This window comes from Achromobacter sp. 413638 (genome assembly GCF_043119405.1).
Classification (GTDB): Bacteria; Pseudomonadota; Gammaproteobacteria; order Burkholderiales; family Burkholderiaceae_B; genus Achromobacter.
The window spans coordinates 39901-59875 of sequence record NZ_JBICCO010000003.1; the positions used below are offsets into that span (position 1 = coordinate 39901).

Here is a 19975-nt window from a genome sequence, read left to right on the forward strand (position 1 = left end):
GAGCTGTCGCCTCAAGAAACGCTGTTGCCTGCAAAAACGCCCGCCGGCACGCACCGGAGGGCTCCCGGGTCCGGGAATCCAAGGAGACTGACATGCCGCACATGGTTCACCCCCAACACCGCAGGCGTTTCGCCAGGACGCTCGCCTGTGCCTTGATGCTGACGCCGCTGCTCGCGACGCCGGCGCGCGCGCAATGGCCCGACGACCGGGTCGTCCGCATCGTCGTGCCCTTCGCGGCCGGCGGCGCGACGGACTTCCTGGGGCGGGCGCTGGCGTCCGAGCTGGGCAAGCGCCTGAAGCAGAACGTGATCGTCGAGAACCGCGCCGGCGCCGGCGGCAGCGTGGGTGCGCAGGCGGTGGCCCTGTCGCCCGCCGACGGCTATACCCTGCTGCTGGCATCGGGCAGCATGTTCACCGTCAACCAGTTTATCTACGGCAAACTGCCGTATTCGCTGGACAACTTCAGCCTGGTCGGCAAGGTGGCCAGCGGGCCCATGGTCGTGACGGTGAACGCCGGCCTGCCGGTGAAGAACATCCGGGAGCTGATCGCCTATGCCCAGGCGCGGCCGGGCAAGCTCAACTTCTCTTCCGCCGGCGTGGGCAGCCAGACGCACATGGCGGGCGAGGCCTTCAGCGACGCGGCGGGCGTCAAGCTGGTGCACGTACCCTACAAGGGCGAAGGGCCGGCCTATTCGGACCTGATGGCGGGCGTGGTGGAAGTGGCCGTCGCCAACATCAATGCCATCACTCCCTTGCTCAAGGGCGACCGTCTGCGCGCGCTGGCCGTCACGGGCAAGGAGCGCTCGCCGCTGCTGCCGGATGTGCCCACCGTGGCCGAGGCGGGCGTGCCCGGCTTCGAATATACCGGCTGGTTCGCGCTGATGACGCCGGCGGGCACGCCCCAGCCCATCGTGGACCGGCTGCTGGCCGATCTCAAGACGGCCGTGGAGCAGCCCGGCATGAAGCGTTACTTCGAGGAGCAGGGCATGTCCGCGGCGGTGAAGCCGCCCGGCCCGCTCAAGGAGGAGATCGTGCAGGAGTCGGCTCGCTGGCAGGCGCTGGTCCAGAAAAAGCAGATCACGGCGAACTGAAACGCCGCGCGCCGTCCTGATGGCTGGCGCGCGCGCCATGCCCTTTCACTTTCATGTAGGCAGATCGCGACATGCCCGCCGACCTCATCGCCCTGGCCGCGCCCGTCGTCTTCATCGCGTATGTGGTATTCGGCATGACGGGATTCGGCGCCGCCATGGTCGCCGTGCCCATTCTGGCGCAGTTCATGCCCTTGTCCTTCGCCGTGCCGCTGGTTGTGCTGTTCGACCTGGCCTGCACGGCGCTGGTCGGCGGCCGGAACTGGCGGCAGGTGTCGCGCGTGGAACTGGCGCGGCTGTTTCCGTGGATGCTGCTGGGCATCTTCCTGGGCGTGACGCTGCTGCGCAATGCCGGCGCGCGCTGGCCGCTGATCGTGCTGGGCTGCTTCGTGCTGACGGTCTGCGCGCGCGGCCTGAAGGGCGGGCGGGGCGCCAGCCAGGAACCGCTGCCCACGCCCTGGGCGCTGCCGTTCGGCGTGTTCGGTGGCGTGTTCAGCGCGCTGTTCGGCACGGGCGGGCCGATCTACACCATCTACCTGTCGCGCCGCATCGCCGCGCTGGACGCGTTCCGCGCCACGATTTCGGTCGTCATCCTGGCCAGCGGCGTCGTCCGCGCCGGGGCCTTCGCCGCTGCCGGGCTGTATACGCAGCCGGCCATGCTGAAGAGCGCTGCCTTGCTGCTGCCCGTGGCGCTGGCCGGGCTGTACGCCGGATCGCGCCTCAGGACGCGGGTGGCGCCGGCCCGCTTGCAGCGGTTCATCTTCCTGCTGCTGGCGGTGGCTGGCGCGGGGGCGATCTATCGCGGGTGGATGTCGCCGGCGTGATGGCGCTGGCATGGCGCGGTCGCCGCGTCCGGCATGCCGTCATGTCCGTGGTTTGGGGCACGGGCGGCGGCATCGCGCCGCCCGCGCACGAGGCCTACTTCGCCGTCGGCATGGCGAACTCCGCGCCCTTGGCGATGCTCTCGGGCCAGCGCTGCATGATGGACTTCTGCTTGGTGTAGAAGCGCACGCCTTCCTCGCCATAGGCGTGCATGTCGCCGAACAGCGAGCGCTTCCAGCCGCCGAAGCCGTGCCAGGCCATGGGCACCGGGATCGGCACGTTGATGCCCACCATGCCGACCTGGATGCGGCGGCCGAATTCGCGCGCCACGTTGCCGTCGCGGGTGAAGCAGGCCACGCCGTTGCCGAATTCGTGCGCGTTGATGAGATCGACGGCCGCCTTCAGGTCCGGCACCCGCACGCAGCCCAGCACCGGGCCGAAGATCTCTTCCTTGTAGATGCGCATGTCGGGCGTGACATGGTCGAACAGCGTGCCGCCCAGCCAGAAGCCGTCGTCGCAGCCCGCGCCGGCCTGCGCGCCGCGAAAGCCGCGGCCGTCCACCAGCAGCCTGGCGCCTTCCTGCTCGCCCAGCGCGATGTAGCCGCTGATGCGCTCATGGGCGGCGCGGGTGACGATGGGGCCCATCTCGGCGTCCAGGTTCTCGCCGTCCAGCACCTTCAGCGCCTTGGTGCGCTCGATCAGCTTGGGCAGGCAGCGCTCGGCCGCGTCGCCCACCAGCACGGCCACGCTGATGGCCATGCAGCGCTCGCCGGCCGAGCCGTAGCCGGCGCCGATCAGCGCGTCCACGGCCTGGTCGATGTCGGCGTCGGGCATCACCACCATGTGGTTCTTGGCGCCGCCCAGGGCCTGCACGCGCTTGCCGAGGCGGGCGCCGGTTTCGTAGATGTAATTGGCGATCGGGGTGGAGCCGACGAAGCTCAGGGCCTTCACGTCGGGATGCTCCAGCAGCGCGTCGACGGCCGTCTTGTCGCCCTGCACCACGTTGAAGACGCCGTCCGGCAGGCCGGCTTCCTTCAGCAGTTCGGCGATGCGCAGCGACGGGCTGGGGTCGATGGGGCTGGGCTTGAGCACGAAGGTGTTGCCGGCGGCGATGGCGACGGGGATCATCCACATCGGCACCATCACCGGGAAGTTGAAGGGCGTGATGCCGGCCACCACGCCCAGCGGCTGGCGCATGGTCCAATTGTCGATGCCGGTGGAGACCTGTTCGGTGTAGTCTCCCTTGAGCAGCTGGGGAATGCCGCAGGCGAACTCGACGATATCGATGCCGCGCGACACTTCGCCCTGCGCGTCGGTGAAGACCTTGCCGTGTTCGGCGGTGATCATGTGGGCCAGTTCGTCGCGGTGACGGTTCAGCAGCTCCAGGAACTTGAACATGACGCGGGCGCGGCGGATCGGCGGCGTGTCCGCCCAGGCGGGGAAGGCGGCCTGGGCGCTGGCGACGGCGCGGGCCACCTCGTCCGGCGTGGCCAGGGCGACGTGGCGGGCGACGGCGCCGGTGGCGGGGTTGTAGACCGGCTGGCGGGCGCCTTGCCCGGGCACGGTCTGGCCGCCGATGTAGTGGCCGACGATGCTTGCGTTCATGCTGTGCTCCTGGAATTGGGGAATGGCTGGACCAGCCCGCAATGTCGCTGAACGCGTCGCGGCCGTCGAGACCGATACGCTGGAATCAGTGTTTGGAATTCTGCACAACGGAATGCGCATGGAACGAGCAAGACGATTGGAAGACCTGTGGTCGCACATCCACTGCCTGGGCATCCTGGCCGAGACCGGCAGCTTCACGGCGGCCGCCCTGCGTCTGCAGCTCAGCAAGGCCTCGGTCAGCCAGCGCATCGCCGAGCTGGAAAAGGCCGTCGGGCTGCCGCTGGTGCGGCGCACCACGCGCGGCGTCAGCCTGACAGAGGCGGGCGCGCACCTGGTCGAGCAGACCGCCGCCGCGTTCCAGCGCATCGAGGCGGGCTACTCGGCCGTGAAGGACCTGTCGGCCGGGCCCCGGGGCGTGCTGGCCATGACGGCGCCGGTGGCGCTGGGGCGGCAGGTCATCGCGCCGCTGATTCCGGCGTTCCTCAAGCGCTACCCGGACGTGCAGATCCAGCTGGACCTGAGCGACCGGCTGGCCGCGCTGGCCACCGAGGGTTTCGACCTGGCGATCCGGCACGTGGCCGAGGTGCCCGACACGCATGTGGCTTCGCTGATCGGCGAGATACGTTCGGTGCTGGTCGCCACGCCTCGGTACCTGGCCGAGCACGGCACGCCCGCCGTGCCGGCGGATCTGGAGCGGCACGACTGCATCCATTACCTGCGGCGCTCGGGCGCGGCGGCCTGGGCGTTCCGGCGTCCGGGGGCGGACGAGCGCGTGCAGGTGCCGGTCCGGGGCAGCTTCGCGGCCAACAACAGCGAGGTATTGCGAGAGGCCGCATTGGGTTCCGTCGGCATCGCGCTGCTGCCCGATTTCAGCGCCGGCTCGGCGCTGCGCGACGGGACATTGGTCGAGGTGCTGGGCGATTGGCGGGTGGAAGGCGACTTCGCCGACCGGCTGTACGCGGTCAGGCCCTATACGCCGCATGTGCCGCGCGTGGTGTCCTTGTTCGTCGAGCATGTCCGGGAGGCCCTGTCCGCGCCTGAAGCACAGTAGGTCTTTACCATCCCAGTCGGTCGGTCAGCGTCCTGTGATGCGGCCGGGACACGGGCCAGGGCTCGGCGACGCCGCGCAGGCGCAGCTGCCAGTGAAAACCCGCGCCGGCGTGCTTGTCCAGCGCGGCGACATGAGACAGGTTGACGATGGCCGTGCGATGAATGCTGGGAAATGATGCCTGCGGCAATAGCGTGCGCCAGACATGCAGCGGACGCCGGTCGAGCTCGACGCTGCCGTCGTCGATCCAGAGACGCGTCGCGTTGCGCATCGACCGGACCGCGACGATGGCCCGCAGCGGCACGCCCCGGATCCTGCCCGCCCCCGTGTCCAGGTACAGCAACGGCGCTTTCGCGCCGCGATCGGCGACGTCGCGGGCGGGCGCCTGGCTCTGATAGCGCGCGGCGCCGATCAGGCGCGCGCACAAGTCCAGCAGGGCCGCCTCGTCGTCCCGCCACGCGCGTGGCGCCTGCACGGCGTCCAGCGCCAGGCAGGCCCGCAGTCGCCCGGCCTGGAAGATGGGCGCGCTGAGCACGCTCTTGACCTGTTGGCGCAGCAGTTCGCGCTTGAATGCGCGCGCGGGGGCCGGCAGCGCGGCGACGTCGTCGATCATCACTGTCCTGCCGGCGAGCAGGTCGCGATGCAGCCAGGCGATGATCGCGACGGGCGTGTCCTGCAGATCCGCGAGATGCGAACCGACGCCGAGCGCGCACCATTCATGGCTGTTGCGGAAACGGAGCAGATCGCCGTCGTATTCGAATATCCGGCAGCGGTCGGCCCGCAGTGTCCGGCCCAGATGGGCGATCAGTTCCGTCATGGCGGTCTCGGCGGACAGGCTCGGCAACAGCGTGCCCGCGCGGCTCAGGCATTCTCCGGCGCGCGCATGCGCGGTCTCTCCAGGAAGCCAGCTTCGGTAGCCATTGCCAGCGCGCATGATCGCCGCTCTCGATTTCCATTCAAGGAGCGGATCGACCCGCCACGGCCACAGCATACCCAGCCGGCGGCGGCGCATCCCCGTGTAAATTAAAAATCCTTGTTCGTTCGTCCGTCCAGGATGTTCAGTGGATCGGGGCTGTATTGACGCGCCGGTTCCGTCCTTGCAAGCATGATATCCATGCCGGGCGGGACGCCTTTTCGAGGCCGCCGCATTGGGGGGACATGGCGCTTCGCCATGCCATTTGGCCGGCATAAAGGAATCGCGTCATGAACAGCCGCAACCTTGCCTCGGCGGCCACGGCCGCCTGCCCGCGTCGGCGCAGTCAATTCTCACTTGGGAGCGCTGCGGCGCTGATCACGATGCTGGCAAGCCCATTCTTCGAGCCGCAGGCGCGCGCGCAGACCTATACGGGAAACGACGCGACGGGAGGGCCTTTTTCCAGCGGCAATCAGTCCTTCCGCGACAACAGCGCGTTGAACGCGGCGACCGCCAACGCGGTCAGCGGAGGCCGGCAGACGTTCCAAGAGAGCAGCGTGCTGAACGCCTCGGTTGGCGGCGGCATCAGCGGGGGAGAGCAGGAGTTCTACGACAGCAGCGCGCTGAACGTGACGGCCGCCAATGCGATCGGCGGCGGCGAGCAGACGTTCAGCGATACCAGCATGCTGAATGCCTCGGCGGGCGATGCCATCAGTCGGGGAAATCAGTACTTCTATGGCAGCGCCACGCTGAACGCGACAGCCACCAGCGCGGTCAGCGGCGGTACTCAGGACTTCGCTGCGGATAGCATTCTCAATGCATCGGCGGGCAGGGCCCTGAACGGAGGGGAGCAGTTCTTCAACGGCAGCAGCGTGCTCAATGCCACCGTATCCGGGGCCGTCAGCGGAGGCTTCCAGACCTTTTACGGCACGAGCCAGCTCAATGCCCAGGTTGCCGGCGCCATCAGCGGCGGCACCCAGGATTTCTTCGGCAGCAGCCGTCTCAATGCCTCGGTCGCCGGCGCGGTCGGCGCGGGCGTGAAGTACTTCTCCAACAGCAGCGTGCTGGATGTGCAGAGCGACAACGCGCTGACGAACCGGGTGGACGTGCGTTTCGATCTGTTCGGCGGACCCGCGCCCGGCGGCATACTCCGCCTGAACGGTCACAGCACGGTGGTCGGCCGAATCAACAGCGAGGCGGCCGGGGCGGGAATCATCACCAATGACGGCGCGGCCGACAGCGTGCTGACGGTCGATTCCTCGCTGCTGGCCAACTCGTCCTTCTCGGGACTCATCCAGGACGGCGGCGCGGGCGCGCTGGGCCTGGTCAAGACGGGCGCGGGCACCTTGCGGCTGAGCGGCGCGAACACCTATCGCGGCGGCACCACGGTCACGGGCGGGATCCTGCAGGTGTCGCGCGATGCCAATCTTGGCGCGGCCAGCGGCGGCCTGACCTTGAACGGCGGCACGCTGGCGACGACGGCCAGTTTCGATTCGGGCCGGACCGTAACGCTGGCGGGCGCCGGGCAGTTCGATGTGGCGGCCAACACCGAGCTTGGTCTGATCGGCGCGATGGCCGGGACGGGCGACCTGATCAAGTCCGGCGCCGGCGCATTGCGGCTCGACCGCGCCGGCAACGCCTATGGCAATACGCGGGTCTTGGCCGGCACGCTGATCGGCAACACGGCTTCGCTCTCGGGCGATATCGGCAATGCCGCCACGGTGGTGTTCAACCAGGCGGCCGATGGCGGTTACGCCGGTGCGATCGGCGGCCTGGGTGGCGTCAATGGACGGATGGTCAAGCAGGGTGGTGGCACGCTGACGCTGACCGGCGCGTCCGCGCTCGACTGGTCGGTGCAGGCCGGCGCGCTGTCCAGCGCGGCCGAGCGGTTCAGCGGCAACGCCGCCATCAGCCCGGGCGCGACGCTCATCCTGGACCAGACCGTGGATGCCACCTATGGCGGCGCGCTGTCGGGCGGGGGCAGCCTGATCAAGCGCGGCGCGGGCGCGCTGATCCAGGCGGGCAACAGCGTGGCCTTCACGGGCAGCACCGTGGTATCGGCTGGATCGTTGATCGTGGGCGCGGACGCGGCGCGCGCCGCTGCCGTGCTGGGCGGTTCGGTGTCGGTGCAGGACGGGGCGCGACTGGGCGGACATGGCACGGTCGGTTCAGGCGCCGGTTCGGTCGTAACGGTCGAGCCGGGCGGCACGCTTGCGCCCGGCAATTCGATCGGCACGTTCACGGTCAATGGCGAGCTTGTCGTCGCCCGGGGGGCCCGCTATGAGGTCGAGGTCGATCCGGCGGGCAAGGCATCGGATCTCACGCGCGTCACCGGCAAGGCCACGCTCAACGGCGGCTCGGTGGCGCTGGTCGGCAACGGCGGCAGTTATGCGCTGCGTTCGACCTACACGATCCTGACGGCGGACCAGGGCCTGTCGGGCGCGTTCGAGGGCGTCGCGTCGCGCTACGCCTTCCTGGATCCGACGCTGAGCTACGACGCGAACAACGCCTATCTGAACCTGGCGCGCAACGACGTTTCCTTTGTCGACGCGGCCCGCACGCGCAACCAGGCCGCCGTGGCGCGTGCCATTGAGCGTATCGGGGTCAATGCGGCCAATCCTGTCTATGACGCAGTGGTCCAGCTGCCGACCGCCGTCGCCGCGCGCGGCGCCTTCGACCAGCTGTCCGGCGAGATCCTGGCCAGCGCCAGGACCGCGCTGATCGAGGACAGCCGCCATGTCCGCGAGGCCGTCACGGACCGGCTGCGCGCTGCCTGGGGCGGCGCGGGGGTGTCGACCGAATCGATGACCCTGCACGGGCGGCAGGCAGAGGCGGCGCAGGTGGGGCCGGACGGCAAGGCGGTCTGGAGTCGCGGCTTCGGCGCCTGGGGCAGGACAGGCAGCGATGGCAACGCCGCCAGGCTCAATCATTCGACCGGCGGCTTCCTGCTCGGGACCGATGCGCGCCTGTCGCAGCACTGGCGCGCCGGCGCGCTGGCCGGCTACAGCCGGACCCGCTTCGATGTCGGCAATGCCTCGGGATCCAGCGACAACTTCCATCTGGGGCTGTATGGCGGCGCGCAATGGGGCCGGCTGGGCCTGCGCCTGGGCGCGGCTCACACCTGGCATGCGCTGCGCGTGTCGCGTCCGGTGGCGTTCGCCGGGTACGCGGATGCGCTGAAGGCGGACTACCGCGCGGGCACGACCCAGGTCTTCGGGGACCTGGGCTATCGCATCGACACGGCGGTGGCGGCCGTCGAGCCTTTCGTCAGCGCGGCCTATGTGAATCTGCGAACCGGAAGGATCGACGAGCGGGGCGGCGCGGCGGCGCTGCGCGCGCGAGGACAGGATACCGGCGTGGGCTACACCACCCTGGGCCTGCGCGCATCGGGCGCGTTCACGCTGGGCCGCGCGGCCGCGACCGCGCGCGCGTCGGTGGGCTGGCGCCATGCGCTGGGAGATACGACGCCGGCATCGGCGCAGCGATTTGCGGGGGGAGACGCGTTCACGGCGGCCGGCGTGCCGATCGCGAGGAATGCTGCGTTGATCGAGGCCGGCATGGATGTGACGCTGGGCCGGGGGACCGCGCTGGGCCTGGCGTATTCGGGGATGATCGGATCATCGGCGCGAGATCATGGCGTCAAGGCCAGTCTTGGCATCCGGTTTTGATCTGAGTTCGATCCGGCTCCGATCCCGCCCTGGGCCAGAGACCACGGGATCGAGATCGGGTTGCCTGTCGGGTCGCGGGTTGGGTCGCGGGTTGGGTCGCGGCTCGGGCCGCAGCGCTCGTATCGAGTGCGTATCAGCGCGGCAATGCAAGAAGGCCAGCTCATCGGAGCTGGCCTTCTTCTTGAATTCTTTGGTGGCCTGGGGCGGAATCGAACCACCGACACGCGGATTTTCAATCCGCTGCTCTACCAACTGAGCTACCAGGCCAACGAAGTCCGCAACTATACACAATTTTTTGGACTTGTGCCAGTCAGCGCGAAAAAAGTTTGAAAAAGTTGGCGGACCCGGCCCGGCGCATGCCGATGCCGGCTTGCATGTCGATGTGCAGTGCCGACGCCGGTATCTCCTCGGCCGACGTCGCGCTTGTTGGAAGCAGGGCAGGCCCGCGTGCGACCCGTGTGCGCTCCAGGTGCGACCCAGCGTCGCGCCTGGCCGTCGCCGTGGTCCGTGGATAAGCCGCGGAGGTATAATCTTTAACGGTCTGCTGTTACATATTCACAAGTACAGGGCGGCCCGCCCATCCTTCCCACATGTCGGTAGCTGTCCTTGCCTTCGGTCTGAATCACACGTCCGCGCCGGTCTCGGTTCGCGAACGCGTGTCCATGCCCGTCGATCTGGTCAGGCCCGCGCTGGACGGATTGCGCTCGGCCTTCGGCGGCTCGGTCCGCGAAGCCGCCATCCTCTCGACCTGTAACCGCACCGAGATCTATTGCGCGGCCGACGGCCATGTGGCCGAGCAACTGCCGGCCTGGCTGGCCGACTACAACCGGCTCGACGCCGGCACCCTGCGCCCGCACCTCTACCGCCATCACCAGGACGACGCCGTGCGTCACGCCTTCCGCGTGGCCAGCGGCCTGGATTCCATGGTGTTGGGCGAGACCCAGATCGTGGGCCAGATGAAGGACGCCGTGCGCGCGGCCGGCGAGGCCGGTTCGCTCGGCACGCTGCTGCACCAGATGTTCCAGCGCACCTTCTCGGTGGCCAAGGAAGTGCGGTCGCAGACCGCCATCGGCGCGCAGTCCGTGTCCATGGCCGCGGCCGCCGTGCGCCTGGCCGAGCGCGTGTTCGGCGACCTGGGCCAGGCCCGCACGCTGTTCATCGGCGCCGGCGAGATGATCGAACTCTGCGCCACGCACTTCGCCGCGCAACGCCCGCGCAGCATGGTCGTGGCCAATCGCACGGCCGAGCGCGCCGAGCTGCTGGCCAATCGTTTCTCGGCCAGCACCATGAAGCTGTCGGACCTGACCGACCGCTTGTCCGAATTCGATGTGATCGTGTCCTGTACGGCCAGCTCCCTGCCCATCCTCGGGCTGGGGATGGTGGAGCGGGCCACGCGGCTGCGCCGCCACCGCCCGATGGTCATGATCGACCTGGCCGTGCCGCGCGATATCGAACCCGAAGTCGGCCGCCTGGACGACGTCTACCTGTATTCGGTGGACGACCTGGGCCGCCTGGTGCAGACCGGCACCGACGCGCGCCGCGCCGCCGTGGTGCAGGCCGAGGCCATCATCGAAACCCGTGTCCAGGGCTTCATGCACTGGATGCAATCCCGCGAAGTGGTGCCCGTCATCCGCGACCTGCACCAGGCCGCCGAGGACGTGCGCGCCGCCGAACTGGAGCGCGCGCGCCGCATGCTGGCGCGCGGCGAATCGCCCGAAGCCGTGCTGGAGCAGCTGGCCCACGGCCTGACCCAGAAATACCTGCATGGCCCGCTGGCGGCGCTGAACCGCAGCGAAGGCGAGGACCGCAAGCAGCTGCTTGCCTGGATGCCGCGCCTGTTCCCCGGCCGCGACTCCCGCCGTTAGCGGCGCTGGCCCGCGTCCCGCCTCGCGGCGGGCGTCCGCGTTGCCGCACGCCCGCCATCCGCTTTCCCCCATTCGAGTACCGCCCATCATGAAATCATCCATGCGCAGCCGGCTGGAGCATCTGTGCCATCGCCTCATCGAGGTCGACGCCATGCTTGCCGAACCGGACACCGCGTCCGACATGGACCGCTTCCGCAAGCTCTCGCGCGAGCGCGCCGAGCTGGAGCCCGTGGTCGAGGCCTTCAATGCCTTCGTGCGCAGCGAGGAAGATCTCGCCACCGCGCAGGAGATGCTGTCCGATCCCGACATGAAGGCCATGGCCGAGGAAGAGATCAAGGCCAGCCGGGGCAAGATCGAGGAACTGGAAGGCGCGCTGCAGCTGCTGCTGTTGCCGCGCGATCCCAATGACGGCCGCAGCCTGTTCCTGGAAATCCGCGCCGGCACCGGCGGCGACGAGAGCGCGCTGTTCTCGGGCGACCTGCTGCGCATGTACACGCGCTATGCCGAGCAGCGCGGCTGGCGCGTCGAGCTGATGTCGGAAAGCCCGTCCGAGCTGGGGGGCTACAAGGAAGTGATCGCGCGCATCGACGGCGACGGCGCCTACGGCCGGCTCAAGTTCGAGTCCGGCGCGCACCGCGTGCAACGCGTGCCCGCCACCGAGGCGCAGGGCCGCATCCACACCTCGGCCTGCACGGTGGCCATCATGGCCGAGGCCGACGAGGTGTCCGAGATCGTCATCAACCCCAGCGACCTGCGCATCGACACCTTCCGCGCCAGCGGCGCCGGCGGGCAGCACATCAACAAGACCGATTCGGCCGTGCGCATTACCCACCTGCCGACCGGGCTGGTGGTGGAATGCCAGGACGACCGCTCGCAGCACCGCAACAAGGACAAGGCCATGCAGGTGCTGGCCGCGCGCCTGAAGGACAAGGAAACCCGCGAGCGCCAGAGCAAGGAAGCGGCCGAGCGCAAGAGCCTGATCGGCTCGGGCGACCGCTCCGAGCGCATCCGCACCTACAACTTCCCGCAGGGCCGCGTGACCGACCATCGCATCAACCTGACGCTGTACAAGCTGCAGCAGATCATGGAAGGCGACCTGGAAGAACTGACCGGCGCGCTGATCGCCGAACACCAGGCCGAGCAGCTGGCGGCGCTGGGCGACGACGTCTGAGCCACGGAGGCGCGCGATGACCCAGGTCAAGACCTTGCTCGCAGATGCCCGGCTGCCGCGCCTGGAAGTGCGCATGCTGTTGGAGCACGTGTTGCAGAAGCCGCGCGCCTGGCTGCTGGCGCATGACACCGATCCGCTGCCGGCCGCCGCGCAGCAGGCTTATGAGGACCTGGCCCGGCGCCGGCTGGCGGGCGAGCCGATGGCCTATCTGGTCGGCCGCCGCGAATTCATGGGCCATCTTTTCCGCGTCACGCCCGACGTGCTGATTCCGCGTCCGGATACCGAGGTGCTGGTCGAAACCGCGCTGCAATGCCTGGAAGGCCAGTCCGCGCCGGCGGTGCTGGACCTGGGCACCGGCAGCGGCGCGATCGCGATCTCGATCGCGCTGGCCCGGCGCGACGCGCGCGTGATGGCCAGCGACCTGAGTCCGGCCGCGCTGGCCGTGGCCGCCGGCAACGCCTGGGAACTGGCGGCCTCGGTGCGCTTTGTCGAAGGCAGCTGGTTCGACGCCGTGCCCGCCGGCGAGGGCTTCGAGCTGATCGTCTCCAACCCGCCCTACGTGGCCAGCGACGATCCGCACCTGCGACAGGGCGACGTGCGCTTCGAGCCGCGCGGCGCGCTGACCGACGGCGCCGACGGACTGGGCGACCTGGCCCGCATCGCGCAGGGCGCCGGCGCGCGGCTCAAGCCGGGCGGCGCGTTGTGGATGGAGCACGGCTGGGACCAGGCCGAGGCGGTGCGCGGCCTGCTCCAGGCGGCCGGCTTCGAGGACGTGGCAAGCCGCCGCGACCTGGCCGGCATCGAGCGCATTTCCGGCGGCCGCTGGCCGGGCCGGCGCTAGCGGGTCTGGCCGCGCGGCCTGGGCGCGTCGAGCATGCGCATGCAGCTGTCGGCGACCGCCCGCGCGAAGGCCGCGCAGTCGGCGGGCTGAGCCGCGATGAGTTCGTCGGTGGCGCCATGCACGCCGGCGTAGATCAGCAGGGCCACGATCCTGGGCTGGTCGGTCGTCCAGGCGCCGGCTGCCATGCCGCGCTCGATGATGTCCTGCAACTGCTCAAGAATCGCGTTCTTGTCCTGGTTGGAACGATCGTGGTGGTGATGGTTGGCGTAGACGATGTCGTGCGTGCGAAAGGTCTCGACGTAGGCTTCGACGTTGACGCGGATCCAGGTTTGCAGCCGCGCCCGCCAGTCGCCGGCGGGGCAGCCGTCCACGGCGTTCCGCAAGCGCTCCAGGAACCGGGCGGTGTAGCGGTTGCCCAGGGCGGTCAGCATCTCGTTCTTGGACGCGAAGTAGTGGTAGAACGTGCCCTTGGCGACCTGCGCCTCCTCGACGATCTCGCTGATTGTCGTGGCTTCCACGCCCTTGGCCAGGAACAGCTTCTCGGCGGCGGCCATCAGCTCGTCCAGGCGGACTTCGGCCGGCTTGGTCCGGGGGGACTTGGTGGGCCGGGGTTCCGGCCGGGTCGTCTGGTATCGCATCTGGCGGCCTCATCTTGCTTCGCGGCATCAGGGGGCGGGATGGGATCTCCCCTGATCGAGCGCCAAGTTTAGGCGACTTGAGGGGCCGGACTGGCGGGAACGGACCGATCCGAGACTGGGCGCCGGCCCGGCCGGCGGTGCGGGGATGGGCCGGCGCCCGCCTAAGCCCCGACGGCGCGCAGGGGGTTCCGGCCGGTTTTCCCGGCAGTACCTATAATTGTGCAATTCCCTTGTCGGCGCCCGCGCGGCGCCTGTCTGCGAGATCACCATGAGCGACGTCCAAGAATTCATCCGCGAAACCGTTACCCAGCATCCCGTCGTGCTGTTCATGAAGGGCACCGCCCAGTTTCCCCAGTGCGGCTTCTCTGGCAAGGCCATCCAGATCCTCAAGGGCTGTGGCGTCAAGAAGCTGGTGACGGTCAACGTGCTGGAGGACGACGAAGTCCGCCAGGGCATCAAGGAATACTCGAACTGGCCGACCATCCCGCAGCTGTACGTGTCCGGCGAATTCGTCGGCGGCTCGGACATCATGGCCGAGATGAACGAGTCCGGCGAGCTCAAGACCCTGCTTGAGCAATCCGGCGCCACGGCCTGATCCCGTGCGTCGTCTCGTCGTCGGCATCACGGGCGCCACGGGCGCCCTGTACGCGGTGCGCATGCTGCAGGCGCTGCGCGGCGTGGAGGATGTCGAGTCGCACCTGGTGATCTCGGCGTCCGGCGTGCTCAACATCAAGCATGAGCTGGACGTGGGCCGCCACGACGTCTATGCGCTGGCAGACCATGTACACAGCATCCGCGACGTGGGCGCCACGCTGGCCAGCGGCGCGTTCCAGACCGCCGGCATGGTGATCGTGCCCTGCTCGATGCGCACGCTGGCGGCCGTGGCCCACGGCCTGTCCGACAATCTCATCACGCGCGCCGCCGACGTCACGCTCAAGGAGCGTCGGCGCCTGGTGATGATGGTGCGCGAGACGCCGTTCAACCTGGCGCACCTGCGCAACATGACCGCCGTCACCGAGATGGGCGGCATCGTGTTCCCGCCCTTGCCGGCGTTCTATCACCGGCCGGCCAGCATCGAGGAAATGGTGGACCACACCGTGGCCCGCGTGCTGGAAATGTTCGATATCAACGTGCCCGGCCCGCATTGGGCGGGCATGTAGGGTCATTCCACCAGTCCCAGCCCGTTGAGCGCGGCCAGGTTCTCCGGCCAGCGGCGCGCGCGTGCGTTCTGCAGTTCGATGCGGGCCCAGGCCATCCAGCCGGCCCATTCGATGCGCTTGTCCCAGGCCGTGCCCCAGGCCTGCAGCGCCGCCAGTCCGGCCGCGGCGTGGCGTTCGGCCGCCTCGAAATCGCCCGCCGTCAGCGCCAGCTGCGCCAGCATCAGGCGCGGCTCGCCGACCCAGGGATTGTGCTCGACGGCCGCTTCCAGCATGTGGCGGGCGCTGTCCATCTCGGTCAGCGGCTGCATGCGGGTCACCACCTGCCAGTACAGCGCGCTGGCCGCGGCCTCGTCGCGCGGCGTCAGCGTGGCGCGGCAATGGTCGAAGGCCGGCGGCACCGGGATGCCGGTGCCGTCCGCCAGCCGCGACAGCGGCGCCAGCAGGTGCGACAGCATGGACAGGATGTTCGACGGCGGCTTGAGCGGACCGGGCCAGAGCGAGGCGGCCCAATGCGTCTTCAGGTCGCGGCGCTGCTGCTGCGGATAGCCGGCGAAGATCTCGTCCTGCCAGCTGTGCCATTGCTCGCCGATGTCGGCGGCCGATACCACGATGAAGGCGGCCACCTGGCGCGGCGTCAGCGTGTGGACCTGGCCGTCGGCGCCTTCCAGCGCCAGTCCCTCGGGACCGGCGCCCTGGCCCTGCAGCACGGCCTGCACGAATTTCGTGCGCGGCATGGCGCAGAACAGACTGACCCATTCCTCGGCTTCCTCGCCCAGCGCCGCGCGCAGCGTGTTGCGCTCGCGTTCGCGGTCGAACAGGGTGAGGTCCACGTACTCATTGCCGTACACGCTGTGGAACAGGCCCAGCAGCCGCACTTCGCGCGGCTGGTTCCACAGCGCCAGCGTGCGGTAGACGCCCAACAGATGGTGTTTGAAGGTGCCGGCCTTGTGCCAGTCTTCGCCGGCGCTGCGGGCGAACAGCAGGTCTAGCAAAGCGGGCAGGTCGGCGTCGACGGCGGCATAGTGGTCGGCCAGCAGGGCGCGCGCCAGGGGATGGAGTTCGGTAGCGGTGGACATGGGCATGCGGGCGCGGCGAGTGCGCGCCGGGTCGATGAAGGCAGCCGCTATTGTGTCGCGGCGCGGCGCGCTTGTCATGGCCGCGTCCTTATATTCGAATGGGCATATGAATATGAAAATTCATCGCTTCCGGTTTTGAGGGACGCTATCTAGAATCCCAGGCTTCCTTCGACTCCCGTCTCGCGAGAACTCCCATGCGCCTGCGCCGCTCCCTGGCCCTACTGTCCGTCCTGCTCGGCTTCGCCGCCGGCACCGTCGCAACGCCGGCCTCGGCCCAGGACGCCGAACTCAAGGTCGGCGTCACCGTCGGTCCGCACGCGCAGATCGGCGAGGTGGTGCGCGAGGTCGCGGCCAGGGACGGCCTGAAGGTCAAGCTGGTGGAATTCAGCGACTTCATCCAGCCCAACGCGGCGCTGGATGCCAAGGAGCTGGACCTGAACATCTACCAGCACAAGCCCTTCCTGGACGCGCAGAACAAGGCGCGCGGCTATCACCTGGTGCCGGTCGCCACCGCCGTGGTGCAGCAGATGGGCATCTATTCCAAGCGCGTGTCCAAGCTGGACGACTTGCCGCCGGGCGCCAAGGTCGCCATTCCCAACGATCCGACCAATGGCGCGCGCGCCCTGCTGGTGCTGCAGGCCGCCAGGCTGATCACGCTCAAGCCGGGCGTGACCGTGACCGCCTCGCTTTTCGATATCGCCGAGAATCCCAAGAACCTGAAGTTCATCGAGATCGAGGCCGCGCAGCTGCCGCACTCGCTCAAGGACGTGGACGCCGCCGCCGTGAACTCGGCCTACGCCATCCCGGCCGGCCTGTCGCCCGCCAAGGATGCGCTGGCGCTGGAAAGCAAGGACGCGCCCTTCGCGCCCGTGGTCATCGCCGCGCGCGAGGACAACAAGAGCGATCCGCGCATCGCCCGCTTCATCAAGGCCTACCAGTCCGATGAGGTCAAGGCCTTCGTCGCCAGGCAGTTCCCCGGCGCCTACGCCACCTCCTGGTAAGCCGTTCATGTCCTCGCTGACCATCTATTCCGAGGACGCGCCTGATCAAGGGCGCACATTGCGCGACGCCGGCGAGATCGGCCGCGAGCTGGCCGCCATCGGCGTGCGCTTCGAGCGCTGGCGCGCGCAGGCGCCGCTGGCGCCCGGCGCGGCGCCGGAGGATGTGCTGGCGGCCTATCGGGAACAGATCGACCGGCTGGTCGCCGAGCGCGGCTACCGCAGCGTGGACGTGGTCAGCCTGGACCCGTCCCATCCCGAGCGCGCGGCGCTGCGCGCCAAGTTCCTGGCCGAGCATACGCATGCCGACGACGAGGTGCGTTTCTTCGTCGCCGGCAGCGGCCTGTTCGTGCTGCACGCCGAAGGCCGCGTGTACGCGGCGCTGTGCGAGCAGGACGATCTGATTTCGGTGCCGGCCGGCATCCGGCATTGGTTCGACATGGGTTCGAGCCCGGCCTTCACCTGTATCCGCCTGTTCAACGATCCGGCGGGCTGGGTGGCGCGGTTCACCGGCGACGATATCGCGACGCGGTTTCCGACGCTGGCCTGAGATCGGCGCTTCCGCCAGGCTTGGCATTGTCCAGGCCCGGCGGAGGATCCTGTGGCTTATGCCGCAGTCGGCGCCGGATACGTCTTCTGGTAATGCACCGTGAAGGTATTGAACGCGGCCAGCGCCTTGTGCGGATCGTGGCCGGGCTTGACCAGGAAGCTGTTGAAGCCCACCCGCGCCTGATAGTGGATGGTGTCGATCATCACGTCGCCGACCGCGCGCAGCTCGCCTTGCCATTGATAGCGCGTGCGCAGCAGCTGCGCCAGCGAATAGCCACGGCCGTCGGTATAGATGGGAAAGTCCACCGCGATGAAGGCGATGCCGGACGGATTCAGCGTGCCGTCGGCGTCGGCCAGCTCGCGCAGGTCGGCGTCGGGTTCCAGCAGCACGGCCACCGGATGATGGTGACGGCGCAGCGTGGCGCGCGAGGTCTTCCAGGTGGACAGCGGCACGATCCAGTCGGGCTCGTCGCGCGGCACCTGACCTTCGGCGGCGACTTCGGGATCGGGCGCGAACAGGCGCGCCGTGTCGGTTTCCAGCCGGCCGTCGCGGATCAGGTGCGGGCCGGGCGCGTCGTGGGCAAAGACCTCAGACATGGGCGGGCTCCTGCGCGGGCTTGGCGAAAGCGGGATCGGCGTACACGTCCTGCTTGAAGGGATCGATGCCGACGCGGTCGACCACGTCGATGAAGCGTTCGGCCTCGCTGTCGCGCAGGCCGAGATAGGTCTGGATCAGCCGGTCGACCACGCCGGGCACCTGGTCGCGCGCGAACGAGGGGCCGATGATCCTGCCCACCGCCGCGCCGCCGCCACGCGTGGATTCGATATCGGGCAGCGGCCGGGCCGCGCCGTTCTGGCGTCCGCCGATGGTCACCTGATACCACTCCTCGCCGGCCTTATCCACGCCCAGGATGCCGATGTGGCCGACGTGGTGATGGCCGCAAGAGTTGATGCAGCCCGAGATGTTCAGGTCCAGCTCGCCGATCTCGAACAGATAGTCCAGGTCGTCGAACTGGCGCTGGATGGCTTCGGCCACCGGGATGGAGACGGCATTGGCCAGCGCGCAGAAGTCCCCGCCCGGACAGGCGATGATGTTGGTCAGCAGGCCCACGTTGGGCGTGGCCAGGTTCAGCGATTCCAGCTGTTGCCAGAGTTCATGCAGGCGCGAGCGGCGCACGTCGGCCAGGATCAGGTTCTGTTCGTGCGACACGCGCAGCTCGCCGAAACCGTGCTCGTCGGCCAGCGCGGCGACCGCGTCCATCTGGTCGGCGGTGATGTCGCCGGGCGGCACGCCGGTGGCCTTGAGCGAGACGGTGACGGCGGCGTAGCCGGGCACCTTGTGCGCGTGCACGTTGGTGCGCAGCCAGCGCGCGTAACGCTTGTCGGCGGCGGCCAGCTCGGCCGAATGATCGGGCTCGTCCCTGGCCGCCGGATCATATTGCGGCCAGACGAAGCGGCCGGCGATCTGGTCGACGAAGGCCTGGCTGATGGTGTCCGGGCCGCCCTTGATGGTCTGCCATTCCTCGTCGACCTGTTGCGCGTACACCTCGGGCGTCAGGTCCTTGACCAGGATCTTGATGCGCGCCTTGTACTTGTTGTCGCGGCGGCCATGCAGGTTGTAGACGCGCAGCGCGGCCTGCAGGTAGGTCAGCAGGTCCTGCCATTCGACGAAGGGATTGATCAGCTTGCCGACGATGGGCGTGCGGCCCATGCCGCCGCCGATCCAGACGCGAAAGCCCAGCTTGCCGTCGCGCTCGACCGCCTGCAGGCCGATGTCGTGCACGCCGACGGCGGCGCGGTCCTGCACGGCGCCGCTCACGGCGATCTTGAACTTGCGCGGCAGGAAGGCGAATTCCGGATGCAGCGTGGACCACTGGCGGATGATCTCGCACCACACCAGCGGGTTCACCAGCTCATCGGGCGCGATGCCGGCGAAGTGGTCGGTGGTGGTGTTGCGGATGCAGTTGCCGCTGGTCTGGATGGCGTGCATCTGCACCGTGGCCAGCTCGGCCAGGATCTCGGGCACGTCCTCGAGCTTGGGCCAGTTGAACTGGATGTTCTGGCGGGTGCTGAAATGGCCGTAGCCGCGATCCCACTTGCGGGCGATGTGCGCCAGCGTGCGCAGCTGGCGCGAGGCCAGGATGCCGTAGGGGATGGCCACGCGCAGCATGGGCGCGTGGCGCTGGATGTACAGGCCGTTCTGCAGGCGCAGCACGCGGAATTCGTCTTCGGTGAGCTGGCCGTCCAGGAAGCGGCGCGTCTGGTCCGAAAACTGCGCCACGCGCTGCTCGACGAGCTGCTGGTCGACCGGGTCATACACGTACATGTCTACTGCCCTTGAAGTCTTTCGGTTCTTGGTGTCCTGCCGGAGCGCCGGGCGCGGCGCGTCCACGGGAGGATTCATAACCGTAGCAGGCAGCCACGATGAGCGTCTAAGTCATTCTGGTAATAAGGTCATGCGGGCGATAAGCATATGACCGGGCGCGCGCTGGTACGGCCGCAGTGGCGGCAGGCGCCGGTTCCAGCCTGGGCT

17 protein-coding genes and 1 tRNA gene are annotated in these 19975 nt (G+C 68.8%); 11 read left to right on the forward strand and 7 right to left on the reverse strand.

Annotated features, from left to right (window positions below):
- Positions 1-92 precede the first annotated feature (92 nt).
- Together ACEU5R_RS02040 and ACEU5R_RS02045 are read left to right on the forward strand one after the other, a co-directional pair.
- Positions 93-1091 carry a tripartite tricarboxylate transporter substrate binding protein gene (locus ACEU5R_RS02040; RefSeq protein WP_103271373.1) on the forward strand — a complete coding sequence of 333 codons (999 nt, stop codon included), beginning with the start codon at positions 93-95 and terminating at the stop codon, positions 1089-1091.
- Positions 1092-1162: 71 nt separating this feature from the next.
- Positions 1163-1912, forward strand: coding sequence for a sulfite exporter TauE/SafE family protein (locus ACEU5R_RS02045; protein ID WP_103271372.1), 750 nt, complete (start codon positions 1163-1165; stop codon positions 1910-1912).
- A 94-nt stretch (positions 1913-2006) separates the two neighbouring features.
- Here ACEU5R_RS02045 and ACEU5R_RS02050 read toward each other — a convergent pair whose 3' ends face one another.
- Positions 2007-3515, reverse strand: coding sequence for a CoA-acylating methylmalonate-semialdehyde dehydrogenase (locus tag ACEU5R_RS02050; RefSeq protein ID WP_392408960.1), 1509 nt, complete (start codon positions 3513-3515; stop codon positions 2007-2009).
- A gap of 118 nt (positions 3516-3633) precedes the next feature.
- Here ACEU5R_RS02050 and ACEU5R_RS02055 point away from each other — a divergent pair, with 118 nt between their 5' ends.
- Positions 3634-4566, forward strand: coding sequence for a LysR family transcriptional regulator (locus ACEU5R_RS02055; RefSeq protein ID WP_392409001.1), 933 nt, complete (start codon positions 3634-3636; stop codon positions 4564-4566).
- Between the two features lie 4 nt (positions 4567-4570).
- Here ACEU5R_RS02055 and ACEU5R_RS02060 read toward each other — a convergent pair whose 3' ends face one another.
- Positions 4571-5554, reverse strand: a complete 984-nt coding sequence (locus ACEU5R_RS02060) for a GAF domain-containing protein (protein ID WP_392408961.1) — start codon at positions 5552-5554, stop codon at positions 4571-4573.
- 212 nt (positions 5555-5766) lie between these two features.
- Here ACEU5R_RS02060 and ACEU5R_RS02065 point away from each other — a divergent pair, with 212 nt between their 5' ends.
- Positions 5767-9144: an autotransporter domain-containing protein gene (locus ACEU5R_RS02065; protein ID WP_392408962.1), complete on the forward strand. Its 3378-nt coding sequence runs from the start codon at positions 5767-5769 to the stop codon at positions 9142-9144.
- Positions 9145-9335: 191 nt separating this feature from the next.
- Here the strand turns inward: ACEU5R_RS02065 and ACEU5R_RS02070 are convergent.
- A tRNA-Phe gene (locus ACEU5R_RS02070) sits at positions 9336-9411 on the reverse strand.
- 323 nt (positions 9412-9734) lie between these two features.
- Between ACEU5R_RS02070 and hemA the strand changes: the two genes are divergently transcribed.
- From hemA to prmC, 3 genes are all read left to right on the forward strand, one after another.
- Positions 9735-11009, forward strand: a complete 1275-nt coding sequence (gene hemA / locus ACEU5R_RS02075) for a glutamyl-tRNA reductase (protein ID WP_103271368.1) — start codon at positions 9735-9737, stop codon at positions 11007-11009.
- An 88-nt stretch (positions 11010-11097) separates the two neighbouring features.
- Positions 11098-12180, forward strand: a complete 1083-nt coding sequence (gene prfA / locus ACEU5R_RS02080) for a peptide chain release factor 1 (RefSeq protein WP_103271367.1) — start codon at positions 11098-11100, stop codon at positions 12178-12180.
- A 16-nt stretch (positions 12181-12196) separates the two neighbouring features.
- The gene (gene prmC / locus ACEU5R_RS02085) at positions 12197-13021 is read left to right on the forward strand and encodes a peptide chain release factor N(5)-glutamine methyltransferase (protein WP_103271366.1); all 825 of its coding nucleotides are present in this window, start codon (positions 12197-12199) and stop codon (positions 13019-13021) included.
- Here the strand turns inward: prmC and ACEU5R_RS02090 are convergent.
- Entirely contained in the window at positions 13018-13659 is a 642-nt protein-coding gene (locus ACEU5R_RS02090; protein WP_392408963.1) for a TetR/AcrR family transcriptional regulator, read from the reverse strand. The two genes, prmC and ACEU5R_RS02090, sit on opposite strands and share 4 nt — an antisense overlap.
- Before the next feature lie 268 nt (positions 13660-13927).
- Here ACEU5R_RS02090 and grxD point away from each other — a divergent pair, with 268 nt between their 5' ends.
- On the forward strand, positions 13928-14254 hold the full coding sequence (grxD, locus tag ACEU5R_RS02095) for a Grx4 family monothiol glutaredoxin (protein WP_103271364.1): 327 nt from the start codon (positions 13928-13930) through the stop codon (positions 14252-14254).
- Positions 14255-14258: 4 nt separating this feature from the next.
- Positions 14259-14819 carry a UbiX family flavin prenyltransferase gene (locus ACEU5R_RS02100; RefSeq protein ID WP_103271363.1) on the forward strand — a complete coding sequence of 187 codons (561 nt, stop codon included), beginning with the start codon at positions 14259-14261 and terminating at the stop codon, positions 14817-14819.
- Positions 14820-14821: 2 nt separating this feature from the next.
- Here ACEU5R_RS02100 and ACEU5R_RS02105 read toward each other — a convergent pair whose 3' ends face one another.
- Positions 14822-15895, reverse strand: coding sequence for a DUF6817 domain-containing protein (locus tag ACEU5R_RS02105; protein WP_392409002.1), 1074 nt, complete (start codon positions 15893-15895; stop codon positions 14822-14824).
- A gap of 194 nt (positions 15896-16089) precedes the next feature.
- Here ACEU5R_RS02105 and ACEU5R_RS02110 point away from each other — a divergent pair, with 194 nt between their 5' ends.
- Positions 16090-16896: a MetQ/NlpA family ABC transporter substrate-binding protein gene (locus tag ACEU5R_RS02110; protein ID WP_103271362.1), complete on the forward strand. Its 807-nt coding sequence runs from the start codon at positions 16090-16092 to the stop codon at positions 16894-16896.
- A gap of 7 nt (positions 16897-16903) precedes the next feature.
- On the forward strand, positions 16904-17443 hold the full coding sequence (locus ACEU5R_RS02115; protein ID WP_392408965.1) for an acireductone dioxygenase: 540 nt from the start codon (positions 16904-16906) through the stop codon (positions 17441-17443).
- 56 nt (positions 17444-17499) lie between these two features.
- Here the strand turns inward: ACEU5R_RS02115 and ACEU5R_RS02120 are convergent, their stop codons facing one another.
- Both ACEU5R_RS02120 and ACEU5R_RS02125 read right to left on the reverse strand, forming a co-directional pair.
- Positions 17500-18039 carry a DUF934 domain-containing protein gene (locus ACEU5R_RS02120; RefSeq protein WP_392408966.1) on the reverse strand — a complete coding sequence of 180 codons (540 nt, stop codon included), beginning with the start codon at positions 18037-18039 and terminating at the stop codon, positions 17500-17502.
- The gene (locus tag ACEU5R_RS02125; protein ID WP_392408967.1) at positions 18032-19768 is read right to left on the reverse strand and encodes a nitrite/sulfite reductase; all 1737 of its coding nucleotides are present in this window, start codon (positions 19766-19768) and stop codon (positions 18032-18034) included. Before ACEU5R_RS02125 ends, ACEU5R_RS02120 begins: the two co-directional genes overlap by 8 nt.
- Between the last annotated feature and the right edge of the window lie 207 nt (positions 19769-19975).

Coding starts and splice junctions, on each gene's coding strand:
- ACEU5R_RS02065 (WP_392408962.1), top strand. CDS start 5,767: ATGAACAGCCGCAACCTTGCCTCGGCGGCCACGGCCGCCTGCCCGCGT.
- ACEU5R_RS02110 (WP_103271362.1), top strand. CDS start 16,090: ATGCGCCTGCGCCGCTCCCTGGCCCTACTGTCCGTCCTGCTCGGCTTC.
- ACEU5R_RS02125 (WP_392408967.1), bottom strand. CDS start 19,768: ATGTACGTGTATGACCCGGTCGACCAGCAGCTCGTCGAGCAGCGCGTG.
- ACEU5R_RS02120 (WP_392408966.1), bottom strand. CDS start 18,039: ATGTCTGAGGTCTTTGCCCACGACGCGCCCGGCCCGCACCTGATCCGC.
- ACEU5R_RS02050 (WP_392408960.1), bottom strand. CDS start 3,515: ATGAACGCAAGCATCGTCGGCCACTACATCGGCGGCCAGACCGTGCCC.
- ACEU5R_RS02115 (WP_392408965.1), top strand. CDS start 16,904: ATGTCCTCGCTGACCATCTATTCCGAGGACGCGCCTGATCAAGGGCGC.
- ACEU5R_RS02060 (WP_392408961.1), bottom strand. CDS start 5,554: ATGCTGTGGCCGTGGCGGGTCGATCCGCTCCTTGAATGGAAATCGAGA.
- prmC (WP_103271366.1), top strand. CDS start 12,197: ATGACCCAGGTCAAGACCTTGCTCGCAGATGCCCGGCTGCCGCGCCTG.
- hemA (WP_103271368.1), top strand. CDS start 9,735: ATGTCGGTAGCTGTCCTTGCCTTCGGTCTGAATCACACGTCCGCGCCG.
- prfA (WP_103271367.1), top strand. CDS start 11,098: ATGAAATCATCCATGCGCAGCCGGCTGGAGCATCTGTGCCATCGCCTC.
- ACEU5R_RS02055 (WP_392409001.1), top strand. CDS start 3,634: ATGGAACGAGCAAGACGATTGGAAGACCTGTGGTCGCACATCCACTGC.
- ACEU5R_RS02040 (WP_103271373.1), top strand. CDS start 93: ATGCCGCACATGGTTCACCCCCAACACCGCAGGCGTTTCGCCAGGACG.
- ACEU5R_RS02090 (WP_392408963.1), bottom strand. CDS start 13,659: ATGCGATACCAGACGACCCGGCCGGAACCCCGGCCCACCAAGTCCCCC.
- grxD (WP_103271364.1), top strand. CDS start 13,928: ATGAGCGACGTCCAAGAATTCATCCGCGAAACCGTTACCCAGCATCCC.
- ACEU5R_RS02045 (WP_103271372.1), top strand. CDS start 1,163: ATGCCCGCCGACCTCATCGCCCTGGCCGCGCCCGTCGTCTTCATCGCG.
- ACEU5R_RS02105 (WP_392409002.1), bottom strand. CDS start 15,895: ATGTCCACCGCTACCGAACTCCATCCCCTGGCGCGCGCCCTGCTGGCC.